The sequence below is a fragment of the Colwellia sp. BRX10-9 genome, from assembly GCF_014077405.1.
GTDB lineage: Bacteria > Pseudomonadota > Gammaproteobacteria > Enterobacterales > Alteromonadaceae > Colwellia_A.
Window position 1 is genome coordinate 107,615 of record NZ_JACGVV010000008.1, and the last position, 24,726, is coordinate 132,340.

The following is a 24,726-nucleotide window of genomic DNA, read 5'->3' on the forward strand; positions in this document are numbered from 1 at the left end:
TAATTATTATGTCACTCAGTAATGTTTACTATTTTTTTAATAAAAACTAATTACGTTTTAAAAAAGGAATATTAAACAATAAAGTGGCAGGGGTAAGAGGATTTGAACCTCTGAATGACTGGATCAAAACCAGCTGCCTTACCGCTTGGCTATACCCCTGTAGGTATTCTAAATAACAAGTAAATATGACACTTATAATGTTTAATATTAGTTTTAATAAAGACTGATTGAGTTTTAAAAAAGGAATGTTAAACAAGAAAGTGGCAGGGGTAAGAGGATTTGAACCTCTGAATGACTGGATCAAAACCAGCTGCCTTACCGCTTGGCTATACCCCTGCAATGTTACTTACTTTCTAACAAATATCATGATGATAAATGTTAGTTAGAATGGTACGGGTCAAGAGACTTGAACTCTCACATCTTTCGATACTGGAACCTAAATCCAGCGCGTCTACCAATTCCGCCAAACCCGCATTTCTTCTAATACTTCTTTCACTACTAAGAGTTAAATGGTGGCTACACCGGGATTTGAACCTGGGACCCCATCATTATGAGTGATGTGCTCTAACCAGCTGAGCTATGTAGCCTTTCCGTATTGCCTCTCAGCAAGTGGCGCGTATTATGCAAATCTGCTTAGGCTACGTCAACCGTTTTTTTATAATAAATGCTAATTTCTTTCTGTTTGCTTGTTTAGTCTACAAATTGGGCGTTTAATATTCTAGGAAAGCGCAATCTCTTTAAAATAAAAACAAGAACGCTAAGTTCTTGCTTTATTTTAAAGAAGCGTAGATATCAACTTATGATTATTTTACGCGTTCTTTTGCTTCTTCTTCTAAATGTTTTGAGTATTTACCAATATCGGCGATATGTTTAGCAACTTCTTTTGAAGGAACTTTACCAATAATAAATTCACCTGTTTCTAAAGCGCTATTAGATGCAGCAAAAACTAATAAATTTTGGCCGTTACATTCGATACTACCAAAAAGTGCACGAATTTTTAATTTATTTTGTTTCATAAATGAACGTAAGCGGTTCTTATCATTAGCCGCAACGTATTCACAAATACGAAGAGATATATTATCGGCTTTAGTCACAGGGGCAAAAGTTACTGAAGCGGCAATTAAGCTAGCAAGTAGGAGTGTTTTTTTCATGGTCTGCCTTTTTATTGTTTATTAAAGTAATAGTTTGTTGGTCTGACGTTGATGATTTTAACTTATATCAGATTGGTATTATGATAATTGTGGTATATTTTAGAAATAAAACAAGATATTTTTAAATTTTTTAAATTAAGTAGTCTATTGTTTTCATTGTTTATTATTTATATCTTTTTCTTTTGCAGTCATTTTTTTAAACTTGAATGACGAGTAATAACTTATTTTTAAAGACAAAAAAGGAGCCGAAGCTCCTTTTACTATTTAATTTTTTCGCGTTAAAGCGTAAACTTTACACGTTAAATCTGAAGTGAACCACATCACCATCTTTAACACAGTACTCTTTACCTTCTAAACGCCATTTACCGGCCTCTTTAGCCCCTGACTCGCCATTAAATTCGATAAAGTGATCATAGGCAATAACTTCTGCGCGAATAAAGCCTTTTTCAAAGTCGGTATGAATAACACCCGCAGCTTGTGGAGCAGTAGCATTTTGCTTTACTGTCCATGCACGTACTTCTTTTACACCTGCCGTAAAATAGGTTTGCAAGTGAAGCAAAGAATAACCAGCATTAATAACACGATTAAGCCCAGGTTCTTCTAGTCCAAGGTCAGCCATAAATTCAACACGGTCTTCATCATCCATTTCAGACAATTCACTTTCAATTTCAGCACAAACAGCAACAACGATAGCACCTTCGGCATCAGCAATTGCTTGAACTTGATCTAGGTAAGGATTATTTTCAAAACCATCATCATTCACATTCGCGATATACATGGTCGGCTTTAGTGTTAAAAAGTTTAAGTAGTCTACCGCTGCTTTTTCTTCTTTAGACAATGTTAAAGAACGTATCATATGTCCTTCTTCAACATGCTTTAATATCTTTTCTAATACCGGCATTTCAAATTTAGCGTCTGCATCGCCACCTTTGGCTTTCTTCGCTAAGCGGAAAATCGCTCGTTCCGCTGTGTCCATATCAGACAAAGCCAGCTCAGTATTGATCACTTCTATGTCATCACTAGGGCTAACCTTATTGGCAACATGAATAATGTTGTCATTATCAAAACAACGCACAACGTGACCAATTGCATCGGTTTCACGAATGTTAGCAAGAAATTTATTTCCTAAACCTTCACCTTTTGAAGCGCCAGCCACTAAACCTGCAATATCAACAAATTCCATAGTAGTTGCTAGAACGCGTTCAGGGTTTACAATTTTGGCTAATGCATCTAAACGAGGGTCGGGCACGGGTACTACACCCGTATTCGGCTCAATAGTACAAAATGGAAAATTAGCTGCTTCAATACCTGCTTTTGTTAATGCATTGAAAAGTGTTGATTTACCTACGTTGGGCAAGCCAACAATACCGCATTTGAATCCCATGATAATACCTTAATTGTTTTGCAAAATTGTTTTAAAAGTTTAGTTATAGCGGTTTGAATGAATGCAAACGATTTTGAGCTTTCTTTAAATCGTCTGTTTGCCAGATGTCGATACATCGGCTTGCTTCATCAATCGCTTGATCTATTTTGTCTTGGTCAATAGCTGGTGCTTTGCCAAGTACATGTCCGGTAACGCGATCTCTATGACCTGGGTGGCCTATACCAATGCGTAACCGATAAAATTCTTTGTTATTAGCCAGACACGAAATAATATCGCGTAAGCCGTTATGTCCACCGTGCCCGCCACCCTTTTTAATTTTACAGACGCCCGGTTCCATGTCTAACTCATCATGAGCAACAAGGATATTATCGACGGGAATACGGAAAAAATTTGCAAGAGGCGCTACAGACTGACCACTTCTATTCATAAACGTTGTTGGAACAAGCAAATGAACAACTTCGTTACCTATTAGGCCTTTGCCGTAAAGTCCGAAATATTTTTTTTCTGGTCTGAGGGAGATGTTGTAGCGAGAAGCAAGTTCTTCGACGAACCAAACTCCGGCATTATGACGAGTTTTTGTATATTCGGGGCCTGGATTACCCAGGCCCACAACTAGTTGAATAGTCATTTAAGCTTATACTTAATGATTATTCAGTAGCTTCAGTTTCTTCAGCTTCATCAGTTTCTTCAGTTACGCCTTTCGGTGCATTTAATGAAACAACAGCTTGATCATGATCTTCGCCTTTTGCTAATTCGTCAGATGTTACGCCTTTAGGCAAAGTAACGTCTGATAAATGCAATGTTTGACCAACTTCTAAATCAGCAACATCAACTTCGATGAATTCTGGAATGTCAGCAGGTAAACAGCTAATCGCAATTTCGTTAATCTGGTGAGTAATGTTGCCACCTTTTTTCTCTGCTTCTTCTTCGTTAAGGAAGTGAATAGGAGCGTTAACGTGAACTGCATGAGATGCATCAATGCGTAAAAAATCTAAATGCATTACAAGTTGCTTGAACGGATGACGTTGCATGTCTTTTAAAAGACACTCAACTGGCTTACCGTCGATGTTTACAGTTAAAACGTGAGAGTAGAATGCTTCTTCTTGTTGTGCACGGTAAACATTTTTGTGCTCTAACGTTAAAGAAATCGGCTCTTGGCCTTCACCGTATAAAATTGCAGGAACTTTGTTTGCGTGACGTAGGCGGCGGCTCGCACCTTTCCCTAGGTCAGTACGAACTTCAGCTTCTAAAGTAAATAAATCAGTCATTTTTTAATACCTAATATTAAAGAGTTAGTTGAGTTGTTTTTTGCGACCAAAAACAACAATGAACCTTTACAACAATAAAAATAATTCAATCATCATAAAAGGCGCGGCATAATAACACCTCAACTTAAACATATCCAACGTTAATATGATTAATAAACTATTAATCATGGCTCCTTATTATGGGTATCATTGGGCTAAATGGCCGTTATAGATAATTTTTTATTGAAATTTAGGTGTTAGACCCGTTACCATTCAAAATACACTCTAGCAACCTGCGTCCTGAAATTGAGCGGGTATATGTGCCTCATAACTTCTAATGCCTAATGTCGATAAGAGAATTAACTATGACAATTACATCTTTCTATCCAACTCCTCGTACTTTAATGGGCCCCGGTCCTAGTGATGTTTCACCCCGTGTTTTATCTGCTTTAGGTCGTCCGACCATTGGTCATTTAGATCCAGAGTTTGTGCAGATGATGGACGAAATTAAATCATTACTACAATACGCATTTCAAACCAAGAATGAATTAACGATGGCGGTTTCAGCGCCAGGCTCGGCAGGTATGGAAACTTGTTTTGTTAACTTAGTTGAACCAGGCGAAAAAGTGATTGTTTGTGTAAATGGTGTTTTTGGTTCGCGTATGGTGGAAAATGTTCAACGCATAGGAGCTCAAGCCATCGTTATAAACGATGAGTGGGGAACGCCTGTCGATGTCAATAAAGTAAAACAAGCTTTTAAAGACAATAGTGATGTTAAGTTTTTAGCCTTTGTTCATGCTGAAACATCTACTGGTGTATTGTCTGATGCAAAAGCCTTATGTGCCATAGCTCAAGAAAATTCAGCGCTTTCTATCGTCGATGCCGTGACCTCATTAGGTGGTGTTGAACTAAAGGTTGATGATTGGGGAATCGATGCTATTTATTCGGGTAGTCAAAAATGTTTATCGTGTGTGCCCGGCATATCACCGATTAGCTTTAGTACTAAAGCCGTTGAAAAATTAACAAGTAGAAAGTCTAAAGTGCCCAGTTGGTTTTTAGATTTATCTTTGGTTATGGGCTATTGGGGCGGTACAGGTAAACGTAGTTATCATCATACGGCACCGGTGAATTCTCTCTATGCTTTGCATGAATCTTTAGTGATGTTACAAGATGAAGGTTTAGAAAATGCGTGGCAACGCCATAAAAACCAACACCTGAAATTAAAAACGGGATTAGAAAAACTAGGCATAGCGTTTGTTGTTGAAGAGCAATACCGTTTACCACAATTAAATACGGTATTGATTCCTCAAGGCGTTGATGATGCAGCTGTTCGCCAAACCTTACTTAATGAATATAATTTAGAAATTGGCGCTGGCCTAGGTGGTTTTGCTGGTAAAGCATGGCGCATTGGTTTAATGGGCTATGCGGCAAGAACTGAAAATGTGACTTTATGTTTAGCGGCTTTAGCGGATGTTTTAGAGAAATAGTCAACGTCTGACCAAAAGAATTAAGCGAGCGTAGCTCCAGTGTTGTGTTAAATAAAAAAGCCCCGAGTCAAAATATGACTCGGGGCTTTATTATTTATGAAGTTCTTTTATCAGGAATGCTTAACTGTCAAACATTGCTGAAATAGATTCTTCGTTACACACACGGCGAATCGCTTCAGACAACATACCGCTTAAAGTAAGTTGACGAACAATACCAAGCGCTTTAATTTCGTCGGTAAGTGGTATTGAATCTGTTACCACTAACTCATCAATAACAGAATCTCTTAGGTTTTGCGCAGCATTACCAGAAAGAACTGGATGAGTAGCATAAGCAATAACGCGTTTAGCGCCATGTGCTTTTAATGCTTCAGCCGCTTTTGCTAATGTGCCACCAGTATCTATCATGTCGTCGACAATGATACAGTCGCGGTCAGCAACATCACCAATAATGTGCATAACTTGTGCAACATTGGCTTTTGGACGACGCTTATCGATGATAGCAAGATCGGCTTCATTGAGTAATTTAGCTACGGCACGAGCGCGAACAACACCACCAATATCAGGAGAAACTACAATCGGGTTATCTAGATCACGAGAAAGCATATCTTCAAGTAAAATAGGTGTGCCAAATACGTTATCTACCGGTACATCGAAGAAACCCTGAATTTGCTCAGCGTGTAGGTCAACCGTTAATACTCGGTCAACACCAACACTTGATAAAAAGTCAGCGACAACTTTCGCAGTAATTGGTACACGAGCACTACGTACACGTCTATCTTGGCGAGCATAACCAAAATATGGAATAACTGCAGTAATACGACCAGCAGATGCTCGTCGTAATGCGTCAATCATCACAATTAATTCCATTAGGTTATTATTCGTTGGCGCACAAGTTGATTGAATAATAAAAACATCCGCACCGCGCACGTTTTCGTTAATTTCAACACTGATTTCACCGTCGCTAAAACTACCGACTTTGGCATCGCCTAAAGTCATATACAAGCGATCAGCTACTTTCTTGGCCAGTTCAGGGGTGGCATTACCCGTAAATATTTTCATGTCAGGCACGGTCAGTTCCTCGGAAACTATTGACATTTTAAGTTACGCTATTAGTAAACCTTGAGTTTACTATCAGCAAATTATTAAATTTTTTCCAGTGGTTCTTGGCATTTTTATGAAAATAAATTCTCAATGGTATTAATATTCTGCATTTTCTACTTGCAATGTTACTAAGTTGTTAATGGCATTGCGTAATGGAGATGTATTGACACCTTTTGCCACAAAAGAAATTATTCCATTAGGAAGTAATGACTGGATGCGACAAGCCTCTTGCTCAGTATCAAAACGAGAAAAAATACACGCTCCGGTACCAGTCATTCGAGACGGGGCGTATTCTACCAACCAAGCCAGTAACTTGGCAACCTCGGGATACTTTTTTATTACTAACGTCTGGCAGTCATTGTGGCATAAGTCTATGTCTAACTTACTAATATCATCATTTAAATTAACTTTTGCCGTATTGCGAGTTAAGTCAGCATCAGTAAAAATACTGGCAGTAGAAATACTGACATCAGGTTTACTGACTAAAAACCAGCTTTCTTGAGGATAAACAGCAGTGAGTTCTTCACCAACACCTTCAGCAAAAGCAGAAAAACCATGAATAAAAATCGGTACGTCAGCACCTAGCGATAGGCCAAGTTTTGCTAGCTCGGTGGTAGACAAGTTGGCCTGCCACAAAGTATTTAATGCCAATAAAATAGTCGCGGCGTTGGATGACCCGCCACCTAATCCACCCCCCATAGGGAGAATTTTTGTTATTTTTATTTGTGCACCTAAATATACGTTATTAAAAGTAGTCGGATTTTTTAATAGGTGGTTTTGTAGTAACCGAGCTGCTTTTACAATTAAGTTATCTTCATGTAATACACCATCAATCGGCGTGAGTAATTCAATACTATTACCCTGAGTCTTTCTTATTTCTATGGTGTCGCTGTGATCTAAAAATTGAAAAATAGTTTCTAACTGATGATAGCCGTCGTTGCGTTGACCAATAATATGGAGGAATAAATTAAGCTTTGCCGGTGCAGGAAAACTATAAAATTGCTGGTTAGTCTTAGTCATTACTTGTCACGTCCCATTGATGAACATTAATTTTAATGGTGATGTTATCTTGTTTTATGGTGAACTTCGTTGCTAATTGATATTGGTCTACTTGTTGATAGCCACTATACTTAATAAACCATTTTTTTTCACCAGAGTAGCTGGTCAATGTTTGGGGTAATTGTGTTGTTTCGTTATACGTTATTTTATCACTAGCTAAATAAGGTAAGCCTTTTAACCAGAAAGTCATCGCGTGTGTCGGTAATGTAAAACCTGTTAGCGAAGCAAGCAGGGTGTTTAAATCAGGGCTTTGGTAGCGCTCACCATCGACATTAATAACATGCATATTATTGACCGACTCTAAAGTAAAAACTTGAATACCTAGCACTGTGGTTAAATTTAGCATCTGGCGATTTTTATCTCCTTGGTAATGCCAATTTAATGTTAAGCTATGACGCTCTTTAGGGCTGATTATGCCCATTTTCCCTTTTATTTTCCAATTCGACATTGCTGTGAGCTTTTTAGTGCGCTCGGTAATGTTTTGATGTTCAGTAATTTGCTGATGGTTATTCGTTAAAGAACTACAACCAGATAGAAATATCAGTAAAAAACTGAAAAAGAGTGGCAGCGATAAGGTAATTTTATTCATATAAACCATTATTATTGAGTTAATCGCCATAATATTGCGTTATCGCGTATTTGATGCTTTTAATTTTCTGCGATTTTTCGTAAAATTAACATCATTATTTATCATAGATCATAGGTTTTTTATAAAACTTGATTAATAATGTCGTTAATAAAAAGATTAATGGAAAAAAAATTGCTATCGATAATTTTTATTTCTTATATTAATCGTCTTAAAAAGGCTGAATCGTTCCGTTATGTCTATAGTTGCTGTTGGAATCAATCACAAAACTGCCCCTGTTGCCGTGAGAGAAAAAATCTCTTTTAATCCCGACAATTTAAGTGTGGCATTAACTGAATTACTTGGAAACGTAGAATGTCGTGAAGCGGCTATTTTATCAACATGTAATCGTACAGAGCTGTATTTAGTTCAAGAAGGCGATGTAAGGGTTACCCAAGAAAAAGTTGTCCGCTGGTTAGAAAAACATCACAATGTTCCTGCTTCAACTATTACGCCAAGTTTATATTGGCATACTGATCAACAGGCCGTTAACCACATGATGCGGGTTGCTTGTGGCTTAGACTCTTTAGTTTTAGGCGAACCGCAAATCTTAGGTCAAATGAAGCAAGCCTATAGCCAAGCGAAAGCTGCTGGTTCTATGTCTTTAGTCATGGACCGTTTATTTCAACGTACTTTTGGTGTTGCTAAACAAGTTCGCACTGAAACTGAAATTGGCGCGAGTGCGGTTTCGGTTGCTTTTGCATCGGTAAATCTAGCAAAACATATTTTTGCCAGTCTTGAAAATGTAAAAGTACTATTAGTGGGGGCCGGTGAAACTATTGAACTGGTTGCTAAACATTTATACGAGAATAAAGTGGGTAAAATAACTGTTGCTAACCGCACAATTGCCCGTGCAGAAGCAATGGCTGGTGCTATTGGCGCTGACGTTATTACCTTGGCGCAAATCCCTGACAAAATGGCTGACGCCGATATTGTTATTAGTTCAACCGGTAGTACTTTACCCATTATAGGTAAAGGTATGGTTGAACACGCATTAGGAAAGCGTAAGCATCGTCCTATTTTTATGGTTGATTTAGCGGTTCCTCGTGATATCGAAGAACAGGTTGGTGATCTAGAAGATGTTTTTCTATATACGGTCGATGATTTACAAGGCATTATCGCGAAAAATTTAGCTAATCGTCGCAAAGAAGCTGTTCAAGCTGAGGCAATAGTTTCTACTCAATCTGATGTGTTTATGTCATGGCTTCGTGGCTTAAATACCCAAGATACCGTTATAGATTACCGTAAACAGTGTTTAGAACATCGCGATCTGTTACTTGATAAAGCATTGTTACAACTGCAGGGTAATAAGTCACCAGAAGCTATTTTGGCTGAGTTAGCCACTAAGTTGACCAATAAATTTATGCATGCACCCACTAGCGCTATTCAATCGGCGGCCCAAGGTGGCGAATTAGATAAATTGGTATACTTACGCGATATTTATAACATTAAATAACGGTCTCGAGCTTACAACACACCCAAACCGTATTTTGATGAACATTTGAGCTTAGCTGGGTATTTACAGCTTTTTTACACCTTTGATTGAAAGTGCTCAACTAACCCTTTAAACTGCACATCACCAATTTTTATCCGCTGTTTCCTAATTATAAGATTTCTTAATGAATAAATCTGTTTATCAAAAACTTGAAATATTAGTCGAGCGCTTTGAAGAAGTTCAAGCCTTGCTTTCTGATCCTGGAACACTTTCAGATCAAGAAAAATTTATTGCCTTATCAAAAGAGTTTTCTCAATTAGAAGCAGTCACTAGTGTGTTTAATGACTACCAAAGCGCAGAAGAAGACTTTGCTTTAGCTGAAGAAATGCTAAAAGATGAAGACCCTGAAATGCGTGAAATGGCGCAAGAAGAATTTAAATCAGCTAAGAAAACCATTGAAGAATTAGCCGATCAATTACAAATTTTACTATTACCTAAAGATCCAAACGACAACAATAACTGTTTTGTTGAATTACGTGCAGGAGCCGGTGGTGATGAAGCGGCAATTTTTGCTGGCGACTTATACCGCATGTATAGCCGTTACTGTGAAAAGAAAGGCTGGCGTATTGAAGTTATGAACACCAATGAAAGTGAACAAGGTGGCTATAAAGAAGTCATTTTCAAAGTGCTTGGAGAAGGCGTCTACGGACAAATGAAGTTCGAGTCTGGTGGTCATCGTGTGCAACGTGTTCCTGAAACTGAATCTCAAGGTCGAGTGCATACTTCTGCTTGTACCGTTGTTGTTATGCCTGAGATACCAGAAGCTGACGCGATTGAAATTAATAAAGCAGATTTAAAAGTTGACACTTTTCGCGCATCAGGTGCGGGTGGACAGCACGTTAACAAAACTGATTCTGCCATTCGTATTACCCATATTCCAACAGGCGTAGTTGTCGAGTGTCAAGAACAACGCTCTCAGCATAAAAACCGTGCGCAAGCGATGTCGGTATTACAAGCTCGCTTACAACAAGCAGAAGATGAAAAACGCCGCAGTGAAGAAGAGTCTTCACGTCGTAATTTAGTGGCAAGTGGTGATCGTTCAGAACGAATTCGTACTTACAACTATCCGCAAGGACGTATGACGGACCACCGTATTAACTTGACTTTATATCGTTTGAACGAAGTTCTTGAAGGTAACTTGCATTTAGTCCTAGAGCCTATTATGTTAGAAAATCAAGCCGATTTACTTGCGGCTCTTGCTGAGCAAAACTAGTTATTGGTTTGAGCGAATCCTTAAAACCGTCAATAACATATTGCCAGCAGAGTTTTGCTGAAATAATTAATCAAGGGCAGCAGTTACTCGCTGCCTTTTCTGATAGCGCAAAACTCGATTGTAAAATCCTACTTGCTTTTGTTTTAAATAAAGAAACAAGTTATTTGTTAACTTGGCCTGACAAAAAGTTAGCAGAGCATGAATTCTACGCTTTTTTAGCTTTGTTTGAGCGCCGTTTGCAAGGCGAGCCTATTGCTTATATTACACAAGAACGTGAATTCTGGTCACTGCCTTTTTACGTATCACCAGCAACCTTAATTCCTCGTCCAGATACAGAGTTACTGGTCGAACATATTTTAGCGCGCCATCTAGCAAGTGATTTATCGTGCTTGGATCTCGGTACGGGTACCGGAGCTATTGCTCTGTCGCTTGCTTCAGAACAAAAACAGTGGCAAGTTCACGGCATTGATTTTAGTGACGCTGCGATTAGTTTAGCTAAAAAAAATGCTCAACGGCTACAGTTACCACAGGTAGAGCTTTATCAAAGTGATTGGTTCTCTAATGTAGCCGCAGATAAAAAGTTTAATATTATCGTTAGCAACCCCCCTTATATCGATGAAGCCGATCAGCATTTAATTGCAGGCGATGTCAGGTTTGAACCGCTATCTGCTCTGGTTGCTCGGGATAATGGTTTTGCAGATATCAAACGTATTGCCAAAGACGCACAAGGTTATTTAACCAATAATGGTGCACTCTATTTTGAACATGGCTTTGAACAAGCGGCTGGCGTTAGCGATATATTAAAGCAATTGGGTTATCAGTCGATTGAAACATTTAAAGATTACGGCGGAAATGACCGAGTTACTTGCTGTATTTATGTACAACAAGAAGAATAAAGATAAATATAAGGTTTTTGCATGAAACATTTACATATGACTCTGGCGGCAATAAGCATTATATTGTTCACCTACCGGTTTGCATTAACCTTGATGAATTCAGCACAATTAGATAAAAAATGGTTGAAAATCAGCCCTCATATCGTTGACACTTTTTTATTACTATTAGGTGTTGGTCTGGCTGTCAAGTTAGCGATAAATCCAATAGAATATTTATGGCTAGGCGAAAAGATACTTGCCATTATTTTCTATATTTTTACCGGCTATTACACGTTGAAGTTAGCTCGTAACCGAATGATGCAAGTGATAGGTTATTTAGTAGCTATGGGCTGGATTATGTTAGTGGTGCGAATAGCGACAACAAAACAAACGATATTTTTATAATAAATATACCCTGAAATAAGCAATAACTATAAATAGAGTCAGCAATTAAAAATTACAGCATGAATGAATTATTATTTTCCGAGCTCAATGATGACGATAAATCACTTATTGAAGCTTTTGTACTTATTGAAGAAGTTGTTTTTGGTGATAGTGACTTTGAGCCAACAAACCTTAGTCAAATAGTTGAACAATGTTCAGAATTAATTTCTGATACAGAAGAGTATCTTGAAAAAGCTGAGCAATTAATCAACGAACTTTTCATTGGGCAACTTTTTATTGATAATCAACGTGATTTTTGGCCCGTTAGTGCTCATAAGTTACAAAGTGGACTCGATTTTAAATTAATGGCCCCAGCGCTAAAAAGTATAGTGCTTTGCCATATATTTCGTCTTTGTGGTTTTGAAGCTGATGTGGTGTACGTACCAAAGAAAAATATGATTCGCGTCGTCTGTGATGATGTTTATGCGATTGTTTTTGATCCCATTACTGGAGAGTCTTTAAATTGGCAGGAGCTTGATTTATGTATGGATGAACTTGATGGCGATCCACAAAGCGACCAAATTGAAGATATTTCAAGGTTAAGCTTAATTGTTAAGCACGTTAGCTCATTGAAAAATGCTTTGATCCGCGAAGGGCAGTTTGCTCAAGCATTAAAGTGTGTTGATATATTAATAGCGTTACGCCCAGAAGATCCGTTTGAGCGTCGCGACCGAGGTTTTTTGTTGCATCAACTCGATTGTTTTAAAGTCGCTTACGATGATTACCAATATTTTGTCGATAAATGTCCAAAAGATCCTGCTGCGCAATTATTAAAAATGCAATTGGACAAAATCACTATAGCTGATACGGTATTACATTAATAAGCCTTAGAAATAAGGCTGTAGTTTACAAATAAAACCAATAAATCAAATAAAAATAACAAGGTTAATCAATGGAAGATCAAATTATCAACAATACACCTTTTATCACGAATGACGCCACGGTTATGGGGTTACTCGCACTAATACTTGGATTCGTTTTTTATACTTCAAATAGTGAACACCCCGCATTTAAGAAGTTCTATAAATACGTGCCAGCATTACTTATGTGCTACCTATTACCCTCTTTGCTAAACACTTTTGGCATTGTTAGTGCAGAATTAAGTCAAGTAGACGAAGTCGCCAAGTATTATTTATTGCCGGCTTGTTTGGTTTTACTCACTTTGAGCATCGACATAAAAGCAATTGTTGGTCTTGGCAATAAAGCGATTATTATGTTTTTAACCGGCACGGTTGGTGTGGTTATTGGCGGCCCAATTGCGCTCTTAGTTATTTCTGCTATTTGGCCTGAATTACTTGGTGTAACTGGTCCTGAAGCTGTTTGGCGTGGGATGGCTGCGCTTGCAGGTAGTTGGATTGGTGGCGGCGCAAATATGTTGGCGATGAAAGAAATTTATGGCGCTGATGGCAAAATATTCACCATTATGGTGACCGTTGATATTGTTGTAGCCAACTTGTGGATGGCGGTATTACTTTATTTAGCAGCAAACCATAAGCGTATTGATGCGAAGAGTGGCGCTGACACTTCAGCAATTGATAGATTAATTGATAAAGTAGAGTCGGCTCAACGTGAAAATATCAAGTTGCCGTTACTAAAAGACTTTATGATGATTATAGCGGTAGGTTTTGGCGCTGCTGGTTTAGCACATTTTGCCGCTGACTTTTTAGTCCCTTATTTTCAGACAAACTTTCCTGAATTAGAAAAATTTAGCTTACATTCAAAACTATTCTGGATAATCGTCTTAGTGACTACGATAGGATTGGCATTGTCGTTTACTAAAGTAAGAAAACTTGAAGCCGTAGGAGCTTCGAAAGTTGGTAGTAGCTTATTATATGTATTAGTCGCGACAATAGGTTTGCATATGGATGTTACTCAAATTGTTGAGTCACCGAAATACATAGCCATTGGAGTTATCTGGATGTTAGTCCACGTTGCTTTACTGCTTATTGTTGGCAAAATGATTAAAGCACCGATCTTCTATCTAGCTGTTGGCAGTAAAGCCAATATCGGTGGTGCTGCTTCTGCGCCCGTTATCGCATCAGCATTTCATCCTTCTTTAGCGCCGGTTGGTGTACTACTGGCGGTGTTAGGTTATGCTTTAGGTACTTATATGGCTTGGTTATGTGGCCAGTTATTAAGAATTATTGGTAGCTAATCGTTTGTTAGCTCCAGACTTTATTTTGGAAAAATTATGACAATAACTTCAATTAAATTGACTAAATACGATATTGAAATCGCTAACGATAAACCGTTTGTTTTATTTGGTGGTATGAATGTATTAGAGTCACGTGATTTAGCGATGAGCATTGCAGAGCACTACGTAGAAGTGACACAAAAGCTCAATATTCCTTACGTATTCAAAGCATCTTTTGATAAAGCGAACCGTTCGTCTGTTCATTCATACCGAGGACCAGGTTTAGAGGAAGGTCTGAGAATATTTGAAGAAATAAAGTCGACCTTCAACGTACCTATCATTACCGACGTGCATGAAATACATCAAGCGCAACCTGTAGCCGAGGTGGTTGATATTATTCAATTACCGGCATTTTTAGCGCGCCAAACAGACCTAGTGGTTGCTATGGCAAAAACCAATGCGATTATTAATGTTAAAAAGCCACAGTTCTTAGCAGCACATGAAATGCGTCATATTATTAATAAATTCGCAGAAGCAGGCAATGAGCAAGTTATTCTTTGCGAGCGCGGTAGTTGTTATGGTTACAATAATCTTGTTGTTGATATGCTAGCGATGGATGAAATGAAAGATTATGCGCCAGTCATATTCGATGCCACTCATGCTTTACAGCAGCCGGGTGGCCGAGCTGATTCTGCAGGTGGTCGTCGTGCTAAAGCTGCACAATTAGCGCGTAGTGGTATGGCATTAGGTTTAGCAGGTTTATTTATAGAATCACACCCTGATCCTGATAACGCTAAATGCGATGGCCCTTGTGCGTTGCCGCTTGATAAACTTGAGCCTTACTTACAGCAAATGAAATCAATTGACGATTTAGTTAAATCATTTGAGCCATTATTGACTGATTAGTAACAATAAAAGCGTCGTTAAAACACAAAAACCTGAGTAGCTACTCAGGTTTTTTTATAGCTGATATAATATCTTGCTTAGTCATCTTAGTCGCATTTTTTTATAGTGGTTATTCGGGGTTGTCCTTAGCACGAGTATGGAACAATACTAAATGGCGCTGAAATCACTTAGGGTGATCCTCATCGGGCTCTTTTGATTGAGTTTTGTAGGTGAGTAAGTAGAGCAGTATAATAATACCGGCGACTGGCGCTAAGCTTATTAGCTGCCACCAAATACTTAGCCCAGCGTCACGCAGACGTCGAGTACATGCAGCGACCCACGGCAGTAAAACTAGTAATGAGGCAATTTGCATTGGCAGCGGACTAGCGAAAGCCTCGGCGAGTAATTTAGCGAAGGCGAGTAGCATCGTTATGGCGAGCGCGAGCCACCAAAAATCTGCGCGTGAAGTCAATCCACTAAATTCTAGGCCTTTTAATATACCTTCGTGAATTGATGCGAGGGCAGATTCGCTGGGTTTATCGGCATTTAGCAGTAATCTCTCTGCAGGTACTTCAAATACGGCGGCAAGCGCTCGTAAAGACTCTGTTGATACCTTAGCACCAGATTCAAGTCGCTGGATTGTCCGAAGGTTTAAGGAGCTTAGTGTAGCGAGTTGCTCTTGTGACCAATGCCTTTCAAGGCGCATCTCCCTGAGTTTTACACTATTAATGTCCATTAATTTTCCTTGTACTGATGTGTTAAGATTATTCTCTATGATAATGCCGCATTGTATTATACGTGACGACAAGGCGGTGACATCACCTCGACATCGAGCCGACTTTAAGCTGTCGGTATCAACTTTAGCTATTTTTCTGTCGAAAACCAGCTTCAGTTTAACGTGATACGCTACTAGAAATTAGTATTATTTAACTTGAATATTAGCACCAGCGATTGGCTTACTACCACTATGACATTGCAAATAGTGTATGGTAAACATCCGTTGATAAGGTGATATCTGTACAAATTTGATAGTGCTTATAAGGGCGCTTGCAATATTGTTTTTGCTTAGCAAGGTATTATAAGTATTAATGTTTTAAATACCCAAAACATAAAAAAGGTGCTTTAAAGCACCTTTTTTTTGTTTAATATTCTGTCTTGTAAGTGCTAATCGCCACTTTGGTTTTTTTCTAAGTCTTGAAAATCAATATTCTCAATTTTACTTCCTGCATTTTCATCATAAAAAATATCTTCATCAAACTGATTTTCTGATTTAGCTACAACAATTGAGACCATGCTGTCACCCGTGACATTAACGGCGGTTCGTGTCATATCAAGTAAACGGTCAACACCTATAATTAAACCTATGCCTTCTACAGGTAAACCTACTTGATCTAGTACCATAGCTAGCATAATTAAACCTACGCCTGGAACACCAGCTGTGCCAATTGAAGCTAAGGTCGCGGTAAGTATTACCATTAAATATTGACTAAATGTTAAATCAACATTAAACACTTGCGCAATAAATACAGTAGCTACGCCTTGCATTATAGCCGTGCCATCCATATTAATGGTTGCACCTAGAGGTACGGTAAACGAAGCGATTGAATTTTTAACACCCATTTTTTTGGTAACAGTTTCAAGTGTTACCGGAATGGTTGCATTACTGCTGGCTGTTGAAAATGCAAAGATAACGGTATCACGCATTTTTTTCAAAAAAGTAATTGGGTTTAAACCAGTCATTACTTTTAAGATAGTAGAATAAGTTACCGTAGCATGTAAAATTAGTGCAAAGAAAACGACTAAGAAGTAAACAATTAGGTTGCCGAATACCTTAAGTGACATATCAGTGAATAAACTCGCTAATAAACAAAACACACCATAAGGAGCAAGGTTCATTAATATAGTTACCAAGCGCATGATAACGGTACTCATGTCTTCAAATAAACTAGCAATACGTTCGCCGGCTTTACCTGAAAGCGCTATAGCAATACCAAATAACAAAGCAAATATAATGACTTGAAGCATATTGCCTTTTGCAAAAGCTTCAAACGGATTACTCGGAAACATTTGAATAAAGACTTGCGCTAAAGAAGGCGCTTCACGACTAGTGAAGGTTGTGTCCGAGGCCATGTTGACCCCTTCGCCAGGGCTTATTAATAACGCTAAAAACATTGCAAAGCTAATCGCTATAGCTGTTGTAATTAAATAGAGTGAAATGGCTTTACCGCCAATACGTCCAAGTTTTGTGGTATCTTTTAAGGAACAAGTCCCACAAATCAGCGATACAAAAACCAGTGGTACTACCAACATTTTTAAACTTGAAATGAAAATTTGTCCAATGACTTCAAAAATCCCGTCAACCAAAAATGATCGTAATGAAAGTTCAAAGAAATAGAGTGGGATAACAAAGTCTGATTTGTCTGGCATAAGAAATTGTAAGGATACGCCTACCGCGATACCGGCAAGCATGCCAGTAACAATTCTAGCGGTTAAACTAGCTTTTTTTTTATCAGTCATAAAGAAATGCAACGTTATTTTTTATTATAAATTATGAATAGTAGATTAACAGGTAATTCATTGATAAAAAAGCTATTGATTAAAAAGCAACTATAGCGCTATTTTTAATGAAATTTCTAGAATATAAGTTACTATAAATAGAGATGTAAATAAAAATACTAAGGGATGCTTGTATGGCACTGCTTCAACGTTTGAGTTTTTGGATTTTAATTATCGCACTAAGTGGTTGTGGTGGTAGTGGTGATGGCGGTTTATCTAGAGTGGAAACTCCGGTTGCAGGTGGATCTGTTGCCAGTACTATTTCACTCAATATTTCCGATAGTACGGTGACCGGTGCTGCACCGGTAACGGTTACAGCAACAGTAATGCAAGGCAGTGCTCCTGTTTCAAACAGAGCGGTAACCTTCGCAACAAATTTAGGAGCCTTTTCGCCATCTTCTGGTTCTGCTTTAACAAATGAAGATGGTATCGCTACGATTACCCTCACAGCAGGTAGTGTTCGTGGTGCTGGTGAGATATCCGCTTCTCTTTCTTCTGGTGAGATCTCGTTAGTACCATTAGGCTTTAAAACACAAGGTGATGATATAGGTGTTGTCGGTGATATTAATATCAACGTCACTCTCATAGATGGTGATAGCAATGCCACTGACACGGTTACGTCATCAAAACCGGCAAGAATAATTGCGACAATTGATGGTATTAGTGCTCCTTTGATTGTTACTTTTAGTTCTACTGTAGGTGATATACCTATTCCATCTGCTATCACAAATGCAAATAATCAAGCGATTGTTGATATATATGCGGGTGAAAACTTAGGTGCAGGAACTATTACTGCATCAATTACCAGTGGAGAATCGGGTCAAACAATTTTTGTTGTTGGTTCTTCAACTGTCATTATGGGAGCAGGTAGCCCATTTATAGAAGGTGTTGCTGATGTCAGTTTAACGAATATTTCTGCTGGCGGAACGAGTGTTATTTCAGTATCAATTGTTGATGATCAAGGTAATCTATTTACTGAACCTGTAGATGTTAATTTTTCATCTGGGTGTACGGCACAATCAACCGCTACACTAAGTACACCGATTACTACCTCTAATGGTGCGGCGACAAGTACTTATCTAGCACAGGGGTGTGTAGGTGATGACACGATTAATGTCACTGCTAATGCTGGGGGCATTAATTTATCAGCAACAGCATCTGTTAGCGTTTTAGCTGCTGACATTGGTAGTATCGAGTATGTGTCTGCATCGCCAGAGCATATTGGTATAATAGGCGCTGGTATTGTTGGAGGCTCTGAAAGTTCAACGGTGATGTTCAAAGTAAAAGATACCGATGGTAACCCCTATAATAATCGTCGAGTGAATTTTTCCTTAAATACCAATGTGGGTGGTATAAAATTAAGTCAAAATTTTGCGACCACTAACGATCAAGGTTTAGTACAAACAGTTGTTAATTCAGGCTCTGTTGCAACTACAGTGCGTGTTACAGCATCGACAGAGTCATTAGGTGGCACTTTTGTATTTACTCAATCTAGTCAACTCGTCGTTTCAACGGGTTTACCGGACCAAGATAGCTTTAGCTTGGCCCGGGGGGTCGCAAACCCTGAAGCTTGGGGCATTGATGGTGTAGAAGTACCTGTTGTTGTTCGCATGGCTGATGCATTTAATAATCCAGTACCAGATGGAACCGCTGTTAACTTTACTACTGAAGGTGGTTCTGTAGGTTCCTCATGTACAACAACTAATGGTGCATGCTCTGTTATGTGGACCAGTCAAAACCCTCGTCCAGCGGGACAAGTATTAACCAGTAGTTTTTGTAGTGTGGCTGAAAATGATGATCCAGCGATCTTTTGTGCTCGCCAACCTTTGCCAAATGGTAATAATTATCTTGGACAGGAATATGGCGGAAGAGTGACAATATTAGCAACCGCTATTGGTGAAGAGTCATTTCCTGATAAAAATAGTAATGGTCGCTTTGATGAGAGTGAGTACACTTTGTTTCAAGGAAAAGATGTTGGCGATAGACTTTACGACCTAAAGGAGGCCTTTGTTGACCATAATGAAGACAATTTATACAATCCAGTAGAAGTGAGTACACAAGCTGGTGGTGAGTTAGAAGAGTTTGTTGACTTTAATAGCAATGGAATTTTCGATATAGAAAACAGTGTCTATAATGGCATTTTATGTGGTTTAAATGATATAACGAATCCAGGTACCGAGGTAGCCAATCAATATTGTGCTAATCCAGATGATGAACCTGATCCGACCAAAAAAGCGCAAAAAGTGTCAACCAATGTTCGTGGCTCTACCGTTATTATTATGTCAGGTACGTCACCGTATATAACCGTCACAGCAACAAACGATGCCGTTGTAGATACGTCACCAAACTTTGACCGAAACGATATTTCTCTCTATATTGCTGGCGAAAGTACCGGAACAGTTAGTGTTGTTATCGCTGATTTACACAATCAACCTATGCCGGCTGGTACTGTTGTGTCATTTGTAGCTAGTGTTGGATCTGTCGTTGGTACCCCTAGTTATACATGGCCAGGGGATTCTAGTAACGGCGGTAGTCAATTTAGTGTTGCGATTAAAGGTAAAGCGGAACCAACCAGTGGACCATTAGAAATAAAAGTTGAAACCCCTGGTGGTGTAACAACTGTATTTAGTGGTGTTAGTATTATTATTCAATAATAATTAACTTTTCCACCTATAAAAAAAACCGCTTGTTAAGCGGTTTTTTTATTTTTGTTTATCGATAACAGATAAAACTAAAAATTTATTTAGCCATCTCTGCTATTAAAAAGGCAGAGATCTCTGCGCCAGCCGCTAACGTTTTATCACGACTCTCTTTTCCTAAACCTGTACTATCGGTAAAAGGAGCAATTTCCATCATGTCGGCACCGGTAATACGGTATTTTGCTGCTAAAGCGCGAAGTATATCCATCGCTTCATTTTGAAATAAACCATCTGGCTCTGGTGTGCCTGTGGCAGCAGCGACAGTTTCATCAAGTGCATCAATATCAAAGCTTACATACAATTCATCAATGTTTTCATCTTTTAATTGCGCTAAAATATTTTCAATGATTTTTTCAACGCCCAGCTCTTTCACTTCATGAGCCCAATGTTGTCTTACACCAAAAGTGTTTTCCCAATGGGACTTAGGACGACCGCTCGAGCGAATACCCACTTGAATCAAATGATGTTTTTCATGTAAATCATCTAAAATATGGGTACACCAAGAGCCAAAGCATAAATCAATGCCAAGGCGTTCAACCAATAAATCAGTGTGAGCATCAAAATGAATAATAGCGGCACGAATGCCGCGCTTTTTCTTTGCTTGCAAGTAAGCTTTTGTTAACGGGTAGCTTACTGAGTGATCGCCACCAATGCCGAAAATACCTTTTTGTGGGAACTCAGCATAAAAGTCGTGTAATACATCTTCAGTAATGGTTAATGGGCTAACAGCATAAGGGCTGTTTTCATCTTTATAAAGGGCTTTTCTACAGTTAGAAAGCGTTGCTTCATTTAAATATTTATCATGAAGTAAATGTGGAATAACGCGAACATCTCCCATATCAAATGCTTCAAGCTCAGGGTATTGTTCAAGTAAAGTTGAACGGACAAATAATGGCCCCCAATTTGCTCCACGTAAAATTCCGCCACCGCAATCAGAGGCAACACCTAAAATAACGGCATTTGACGCATCAGGAAGCCCTTTTAATGACTCTTTCCAAATATTATCAATGTCTGTCGATTGACCGAACAAGGCTTGATGCAATTGCTCTTTACGCTCTTTAGCGGTATTGACGGTAAAAACACCGTTACCTGCTGGGCATAAACAGTTGGTTAGTTTTTCCTGTAAGTTAGTCCATGATGTTGTCATATATTTGTTCTCTTGTTATTTATCCGAATAATTTACATTGATAGTAAGCATTAAATGAATATTGTTTTACACGGTGACATAGGCTTTTTGACTGGCAACAATTGAATTTAAGATAGAATTAAATTATCGTTGGCAGGAAAGTTTTTATAATAGTCATACCGAAATATTGACGCCATTATAACGAAAATAGCTCAATTAGGCGATGTTATTAAAAATAATAACTTGTCAGCTTGCTTATTTACCGATATATCTAATAGGAATTCTAATTTCAATGATTTATGGTTTTTTTGTGCTAAAAATGAGTTGCTCGGCTAATTTTTAGACAGTTCTAACCGAAATGTAATTATACTGGCAAAAAAAATAGCCAGTGACGTAGGAAAGTATATATATATGGCAAAATCTCTGGTTATTGTCGAATCACCAGCCAAAGCGAAGACAATTAACAAATATCTTGGTAAAGACTTTATTGTGAAATCTAGTGTCGGTCATGTACGTGATCTTCCTCACAGTAGTACTGGTAAAAAAGTTGCCGCGAAATCTCCTGCTGAAGTCAGAAAAATGGCACCTGCAGCAAAAGCTAAATATAAAGCTAAACGAGATAAGCAAGCACTTGTTAACCGCATGGGTATTGATCCTGAAAACGATTGGGAAGCAAATTATCAAATACTCGAAGGCAAAGAAAAAGTTGTTGCTGAATTAATCAAACTTGCCGGTTCAGCCGACACTGTCTATCTCGCAACCGATTTGGATCGCGAGGGAGAGGCGATTGCTTGGCACTTAAAAGAAATTATCGGCGGCGATGACAGCAAATTTAAACGTGTTGTCTTTAATGAAATAACTGAAAACGCTATTCAGCAAGCTTTCTCTACACCCGGTGAATTAAGTATGCCAGGTGTTAATGCTCAACAAGCAAGACGTTTTCTTGACCGTGTTGTTGGCTTTATGGTTAGCCCATTATTGTGGAAAAAAGTTGCCCGTGGTTTATCTGCCGGTCGCGTACAGTCGGTTGCTGTTAAATTAGTTGTTGAAAAAGAACGTGAGATTAAAGCGTTTGACCCGAAAGAATTTTGGGAAATCACCGCTGACACAAAAACCGCTTCTGGTTTAGATTTTCCATTAGATGTTACCCACGAAAATGGTAAAGCATTTAAGCCGACCAACGAAAAAGATGCGAAAACAGCATTAGCAAGCTTAGAAAAGTCAGCCTATACCGTAAATAAACGTGATGATAAACCGTCAAAAAGTACCCCCTCTGCTCCTTTTATTACGTCGACACTGCAACAAGCAGCAAGTACTAAATTAGGTTTTGGCGTAAAGCGTACTATGGGTTTAGCTCAGCGTTTATACGAAGCAGGTCATATCACTTATATGCGTACCGATTCAACCAATCTAAGTAAAGATGCGGTTGAAATGTGTCGTGGTTATATTGCTAAAAACTTTGGTGAAAATTATTTACCTGAAAAAGCGAAAATTTACAGCAGTAAGTCGGGTGCACAAGAGGCCCATGAAGCGATTCGTCCATCAAATGTTAAAATAGAATCTGCATTTATGGAAGGCATTGAAGCAGATGCTAAGAAGCTTTACGACCTAATTTGGCGACAGTTTGTTGCTTGTCAAATGACAGCTGCGCGCTATACCGTTAGTACCATTACTGTTGGTGCTTCAGGCTTTGATTTAAAGGCCAAAGGTCGCGTCATGCAATTTGACGGTTGGACAAGAGTCCATCCGCAATTATCAAAAGGTGATGACAAGCATTTACCTGATTTATCTGTTGGTGAAGTATTAACCCTAGAACAGTTAAATCCAGCGCAACACTTTACTAAACCACCAGCTCGTTTTGGTGAAGCATCACTAGTAAAAGAATTAGAAAAGCGTTCAATTGGTCGCCCATCAACGTATGCGTCAATTATTTCTACTATTCAAGACCGTGGTTACGCTCGCTTAGATAAAAAACGTTTTTACGCCGAAAAAATGGGCGAAATTGTTACTGACAGTTTATCTGAAAGTTTTAAAGACTTAATGAATTATGATTTTACCGCCAACATGGAGCAAGAGCTTGATGAAGTGGCTGAGGGTAAAGCTAATTGGAAAGATGTCCTTAACGGTTTCTATAAAAATTTCACTAAACAGTTAAGCCAAGCTGATATGCCTACTGAAGAAGGTGGCATGCGTAATAATGAACCGGTATTAACAGATATTGATTGTCCGACCTGTGGTCGTAAAATGGGTATTCGTACTGCTTCTACTGGCGTCTTCTTAGGTTGTTCTGGTTACGCTTTACCGCCAAAAGAACGCTGTACGCAAACGATGAACCTTACTTCTGGCGAAGAAGCGGTCAGTGTATTAGTGGAAGACCAAGAAACTGATGCTTTACGTGCCATGCGACGCTGTGATAAATGTAGTACTGCGATGGACAGTTATTTAATTGACGAAACGCGTAAGCTACATGTTTGTGGTAATAACCCTGTTTGTGATGGTATTGAAGTTGAGACCGGCGAGTTTAAAATAAAAGGTTACGATGGTCCCATTTTAGAATGTGATCGTTGTGAGGCTGAAATGGAGCTTAAGTCAGGCCGTTTTGGTAAATATTTTGATTGTACCAATGCAGAATGTAAAAACACACGTAAGTTACTAGCAAGTGGTGAAGCGGCTCCTCCAAAAGAAGATCCTGTGCAACTACCTGAATTACTTTGTGAAAAATCAGAAGCACACTTTGTATTACGTGATGGCGCAGCGGGTATTTTCTTGGCAGCGAACACTTTTCCGCGCTCAAGAGAAACACGTGCACCTAAAGTTGAAGAGCTACAGCGTTTTAGAGACAGAATATCGAGTAAATTTTATTATTTAGCCGATGCGCCTATTAAGGATCCTGACGGAAACTTAGCCGTTGTGCGCTATAGTCGTAAAACCAAAGAACAGTATGTCATGACTGAACTTGCACCTGAAGCCGATGGCGCAAAACCTAAAGCAACGGGCTGGAATGCAAAGTATGTTGAGGGTAAATGGGTTGAAGAAGCAAAGAAAAAAGTAAAACCCAAAGCCAAGGCTAAAGCAAAGCCAAAAGCTAAAGCTAAGGCAAAACCGAAAGCTGAATAATATATATTTAGCTTAAAATAAAAAAAGCGCTATGTAGCGCTTTTTTTATGTTCAGGATGAACAGTATGCATGATGACATGGCCGCTTTTTGACAGCCATGTCATCAAAGTATTAATAAATCCATGTAT

General features: G+C 38.7%; 20 protein-coding genes and 4 tRNA genes. 10 read left to right on the forward strand and 14 right to left on the reverse strand.

The window, feature by feature from the left end:
• Nucleotides 1-84: 84 nt before the first annotated feature.
• From H4J69_RS07200 to H4J69_RS07235, 8 genes are all read right to left on the reverse strand, one after another.
• Nucleotides 85-159: transfer RNA gene (locus tag H4J69_RS07200), tRNA-Gln, on the reverse strand.
• A gap of 102 nt (nt 160-261) precedes the next feature.
• Nucleotides 262-336: transfer RNA gene (locus H4J69_RS07205), tRNA-Gln, on the reverse strand.
• 52 nt (nt 337-388) lie between these two features.
• Nucleotides 389-473: transfer RNA gene (locus H4J69_RS07210), tRNA-Leu, on the reverse strand.
• Between the two features lie 37 nt (nt 474-510).
• Nucleotides 511-587: transfer RNA gene (locus H4J69_RS07215), tRNA-Met, on the reverse strand.
• Between the two features lie 216 nt (nt 588-803).
• On the reverse strand, nt 804-1,151 hold the full coding sequence (locus H4J69_RS07220; RefSeq protein WP_182222688.1) for a DUF3718 domain-containing protein: 348 nt from the start codon (nt 1,149-1,151) through the stop codon (nt 804-806).
• A gap of 292 nt (nt 1,152-1,443) precedes the next feature.
• Entirely contained in the window at nt 1,444-2,535 is a 1,092-nt protein-coding gene (gene ychF / locus H4J69_RS07225) for a redox-regulated ATPase YchF (RefSeq protein ID WP_182244528.1), read from the reverse strand.
• 43 nt (nt 2,536-2,578) lie between these two features.
• Nucleotides 2,579-3,163, reverse strand: a complete 585-nt coding sequence (pth, locus tag H4J69_RS07230) for an aminoacyl-tRNA hydrolase (protein ID WP_182215476.1) — start codon at nt 3,161-3,163, stop codon at nt 2,579-2,581.
• 19 nt (nt 3,164-3,182) lie between these two features.
• Nucleotides 3,183-3,803, reverse strand: a complete 621-nt coding sequence (locus tag H4J69_RS07235; RefSeq protein WP_182215475.1) for a 50S ribosomal protein L25/general stress protein Ctc — start codon at nt 3,801-3,803, stop codon at nt 3,183-3,185.
• 344 nt (nt 3,804-4,147) lie between these two features.
• Here H4J69_RS07235 and H4J69_RS07240 point away from each other — a divergent pair, with 344 nt between their 5' ends.
• The gene (locus tag H4J69_RS07240; RefSeq protein ID WP_182215473.1) at nt 4,148-5,269 is read left to right on the forward strand and encodes an alanine--glyoxylate aminotransferase family protein; all 1,122 of its coding nucleotides are present in this window, start codon (nt 4,148-4,150) and stop codon (nt 5,267-5,269) included.
• 120 nt (nt 5,270-5,389) lie between these two features.
• On the opposite strand, the gene H4J69_RS07245 is transcribed toward H4J69_RS07240, so the two are convergent.
• The 3 genes from H4J69_RS07245 to lolB all read right to left on the reverse strand — a co-directional run bounded on the left by H4J69_RS07245 (nt 5,390) and on the right by lolB (nt 8,018).
• Nucleotides 5,390-6,337: a ribose-phosphate pyrophosphokinase gene (locus H4J69_RS07245; RefSeq protein ID WP_070376156.1), complete on the reverse strand. Its 948-nt coding sequence runs from the start codon at nt 6,335-6,337 to the stop codon at nt 5,390-5,392.
• 129 nt (nt 6,338-6,466) lie between these two features.
• Nucleotides 6,467-7,390 carry a 4-(cytidine 5'-diphospho)-2-C-methyl-D-erythritol kinase gene (gene ispE, locus H4J69_RS07250; protein ID WP_182244527.1) on the reverse strand — a complete coding sequence of 308 codons (924 nt, stop codon included), beginning with the start codon at nt 7,388-7,390 and terminating at the stop codon, nt 6,467-6,469.
• Complete coding sequence (gene lolB / locus H4J69_RS07255; protein WP_182244526.1) at nt 7,383-8,018, reverse strand: lipoprotein insertase outer membrane protein LolB; 636 nt, start codon at nt 8,016-8,018, stop codon at nt 7,383-7,385. Before lolB ends, ispE begins: the two co-directional genes overlap by 8 nt.
• Before the next feature lie 232 nt (nt 8,019-8,250).
• Between lolB and hemA the strand changes: the two genes are divergently transcribed.
• The 7 genes from hemA to kdsA all read left to right on the forward strand — a co-directional run bounded on the left by hemA (nt 8,251) and on the right by kdsA (nt 15,121).
• On the forward strand, nt 8,251-9,510 hold the full coding sequence (gene hemA / locus H4J69_RS07260) for a glutamyl-tRNA reductase (RefSeq protein ID WP_070376159.1): 1,260 nt from the start codon (nt 8,251-8,253) through the stop codon (nt 9,508-9,510).
• Nucleotides 9,511-9,673: 163 nt separating this feature from the next.
• Nucleotides 9,674-10,762, forward strand: a complete 1,089-nt coding sequence (gene prfA, locus H4J69_RS07265; RefSeq protein ID WP_070376160.1) for a peptide chain release factor 1 — start codon at nt 9,674-9,676, stop codon at nt 10,760-10,762.
• Nucleotides 10,763-10,770: 8 nt separating this feature from the next.
• Complete coding sequence (gene prmC, locus H4J69_RS07270) at nt 10,771-11,658, forward strand: peptide chain release factor N(5)-glutamine methyltransferase (protein ID WP_220467874.1); 888 nt, start codon at nt 10,771-10,773, stop codon at nt 11,656-11,658.
• Between the two features lie 21 nt (nt 11,659-11,679).
• The gene (locus tag H4J69_RS07275; protein ID WP_182243014.1) at nt 11,680-12,042 is read left to right on the forward strand and encodes a SirB2 family protein; all 363 of its coding nucleotides are present in this window, start codon (nt 11,680-11,682) and stop codon (nt 12,040-12,042) included.
• A gap of 59 nt (nt 12,043-12,101) precedes the next feature.
• On the forward strand, nt 12,102-12,902 hold the full coding sequence (locus tag H4J69_RS07280; RefSeq protein WP_070376162.1) for a SirB1 family protein: 801 nt from the start codon (nt 12,102-12,104) through the stop codon (nt 12,900-12,902).
• 71 nt (nt 12,903-12,973) lie between these two features.
• Entirely contained in the window at nt 12,974-14,236 is a 1,263-nt protein-coding gene (locus H4J69_RS07285) for a DUF819 domain-containing protein (protein WP_070376163.1), read from the forward strand.
• 36 nt (nt 14,237-14,272) lie between these two features.
• Entirely contained in the window at nt 14,273-15,121 is an 849-nt protein-coding gene (kdsA, locus tag H4J69_RS07290) for a 3-deoxy-8-phosphooctulonate synthase (protein WP_182171330.1), read from the forward strand.
• A gap of 163 nt (nt 15,122-15,284) precedes the next feature.
• Here the strand turns inward: kdsA and H4J69_RS07295 are convergent, their stop codons facing one another.
• Nucleotides 15,285-15,836: a DUF805 domain-containing protein gene (locus H4J69_RS07295; RefSeq protein WP_182215466.1), complete on the reverse strand. Its 552-nt coding sequence runs from the start codon at nt 15,834-15,836 to the stop codon at nt 15,285-15,287.
• Nucleotides 15,837-16,264: 428 nt separating this feature from the next.
• A complete protein-coding gene (locus tag H4J69_RS07300; RefSeq protein ID WP_070376166.1) occupies nt 16,265-17,617 on the reverse strand; it encodes a dicarboxylate/amino acid:cation symporter in 1,353 nt (450 codons plus the stop codon).
• Between the two features lie 173 nt (nt 17,618-17,790).
• Here H4J69_RS07300 and H4J69_RS07305 point away from each other — a divergent pair, with 173 nt between their 5' ends.
• Nucleotides 17,791-20,310 carry a hypothetical protein gene (locus H4J69_RS07305; protein WP_182215465.1) on the forward strand — a complete coding sequence of 840 codons (2,520 nt, stop codon included), beginning with the start codon at nt 17,791-17,793 and terminating at the stop codon, nt 20,308-20,310.
• 85 nt (nt 20,311-20,395) lie between these two features.
• Here H4J69_RS07305 and H4J69_RS07310 read toward each other — a convergent pair whose 3' ends face one another.
• The gene (locus H4J69_RS07310; protein WP_070376168.1) at nt 20,396-21,502 is read right to left on the reverse strand and encodes an arginase family protein; all 1,107 of its coding nucleotides are present in this window, start codon (nt 21,500-21,502) and stop codon (nt 20,396-20,398) included.
• A gap of 390 nt (nt 21,503-21,892) precedes the next feature.
• On the opposite strand from H4J69_RS07310, the gene topA reads away from it, so the two are divergent.
• Nucleotides 21,893-24,598 carry a type I DNA topoisomerase gene (topA, locus tag H4J69_RS07315; protein WP_182215461.1) on the forward strand — a complete coding sequence of 902 codons (2,706 nt, stop codon included), beginning with the start codon at nt 21,893-21,895 and terminating at the stop codon, nt 24,596-24,598.
• The last annotated feature ends 128 nt before the right edge of the window (nt 24,599-24,726 follow it).

What these genes read in the sequence shown, in the direction of transcription:
- H4J69_RS07300 (WP_070376166.1), bottom strand. Translation starts at nt 17,617, where the DNA reads ATGACTGATAAAAAAAAAGCTAGTTTAACCGCTAGAATTGTTACTGGC.
- topA (WP_182215461.1), top strand. Translation starts at nt 21,893, where the DNA reads ATGGCAAAATCTCTGGTTATTGTCGAATCACCAGCCAAAGCGAAGACA.
- ispE (WP_182244527.1), bottom strand. Translation starts at nt 7,390, where the DNA reads ATGACTAAGACTAACCAGCAATTTTATAGTTTTCCTGCACCGGCAAAG.
- ychF (WP_182244528.1), bottom strand. Translation starts at nt 2,535, where the DNA reads ATGGGATTCAAATGCGGTATTGTTGGCTTGCCCAACGTAGGTAAATCA.
- pth (WP_182215476.1), bottom strand. Translation starts at nt 3,163, where the DNA reads ATGACTATTCAACTAGTTGTGGGCCTGGGTAATCCAGGCCCCGAATAT.
- H4J69_RS07305 (WP_182215465.1), top strand. Translation starts at nt 17,791, where the DNA reads ATGGCACTGCTTCAACGTTTGAGTTTTTGGATTTTAATTATCGCACTA.
- H4J69_RS07235 (WP_182215475.1), bottom strand. Translation starts at nt 3,803, where the DNA reads ATGACTGATTTATTTACTTTAGAAGCTGAAGTTCGTACTGACCTAGGG.
- H4J69_RS07275 (WP_182243014.1), top strand. Translation starts at nt 11,680, where the DNA reads ATGAAACATTTACATATGACTCTGGCGGCAATAAGCATTATATTGTTC.
- H4J69_RS07220 (WP_182222688.1), bottom strand. Translation starts at nt 1,151, where the DNA reads ATGAAAAAAACACTCCTACTTGCTAGCTTAATTGCCGCTTCAGTAACT.
- H4J69_RS07310 (WP_070376168.1), bottom strand. Translation starts at nt 21,502, where the DNA reads ATGACAACATCATGGACTAACTTACAGGAAAAACTAACCAACTGTTTA.
- prfA (WP_070376160.1), top strand. Translation starts at nt 9,674, where the DNA reads ATGAATAAATCTGTTTATCAAAAACTTGAAATATTAGTCGAGCGCTTT.
- H4J69_RS07240 (WP_182215473.1), top strand. Translation starts at nt 4,148, where the DNA reads ATGACAATTACATCTTTCTATCCAACTCCTCGTACTTTAATGGGCCCC.
- H4J69_RS07280 (WP_070376162.1), top strand. Translation starts at nt 12,102, where the DNA reads ATGAATGAATTATTATTTTCCGAGCTCAATGATGACGATAAATCACTT.
- H4J69_RS07285 (WP_070376163.1), top strand. Translation starts at nt 12,974, where the DNA reads ATGGAAGATCAAATTATCAACAATACACCTTTTATCACGAATGACGCC.
- H4J69_RS07295 (WP_182215466.1), bottom strand. Translation starts at nt 15,836, where the DNA reads ATGGACATTAATAGTGTAAAACTCAGGGAGATGCGCCTTGAAAGGCAT.
- lolB (WP_182244526.1), bottom strand. Translation starts at nt 8,018, where the DNA reads ATGAATAAAATTACCTTATCGCTGCCACTCTTTTTCAGTTTTTTACTG.
- hemA (WP_070376159.1), top strand. Translation starts at nt 8,251, where the DNA reads ATGTCTATAGTTGCTGTTGGAATCAATCACAAAACTGCCCCTGTTGCC.
- kdsA (WP_182171330.1), top strand. Translation starts at nt 14,273, where the DNA reads ATGACAATAACTTCAATTAAATTGACTAAATACGATATTGAAATCGCT.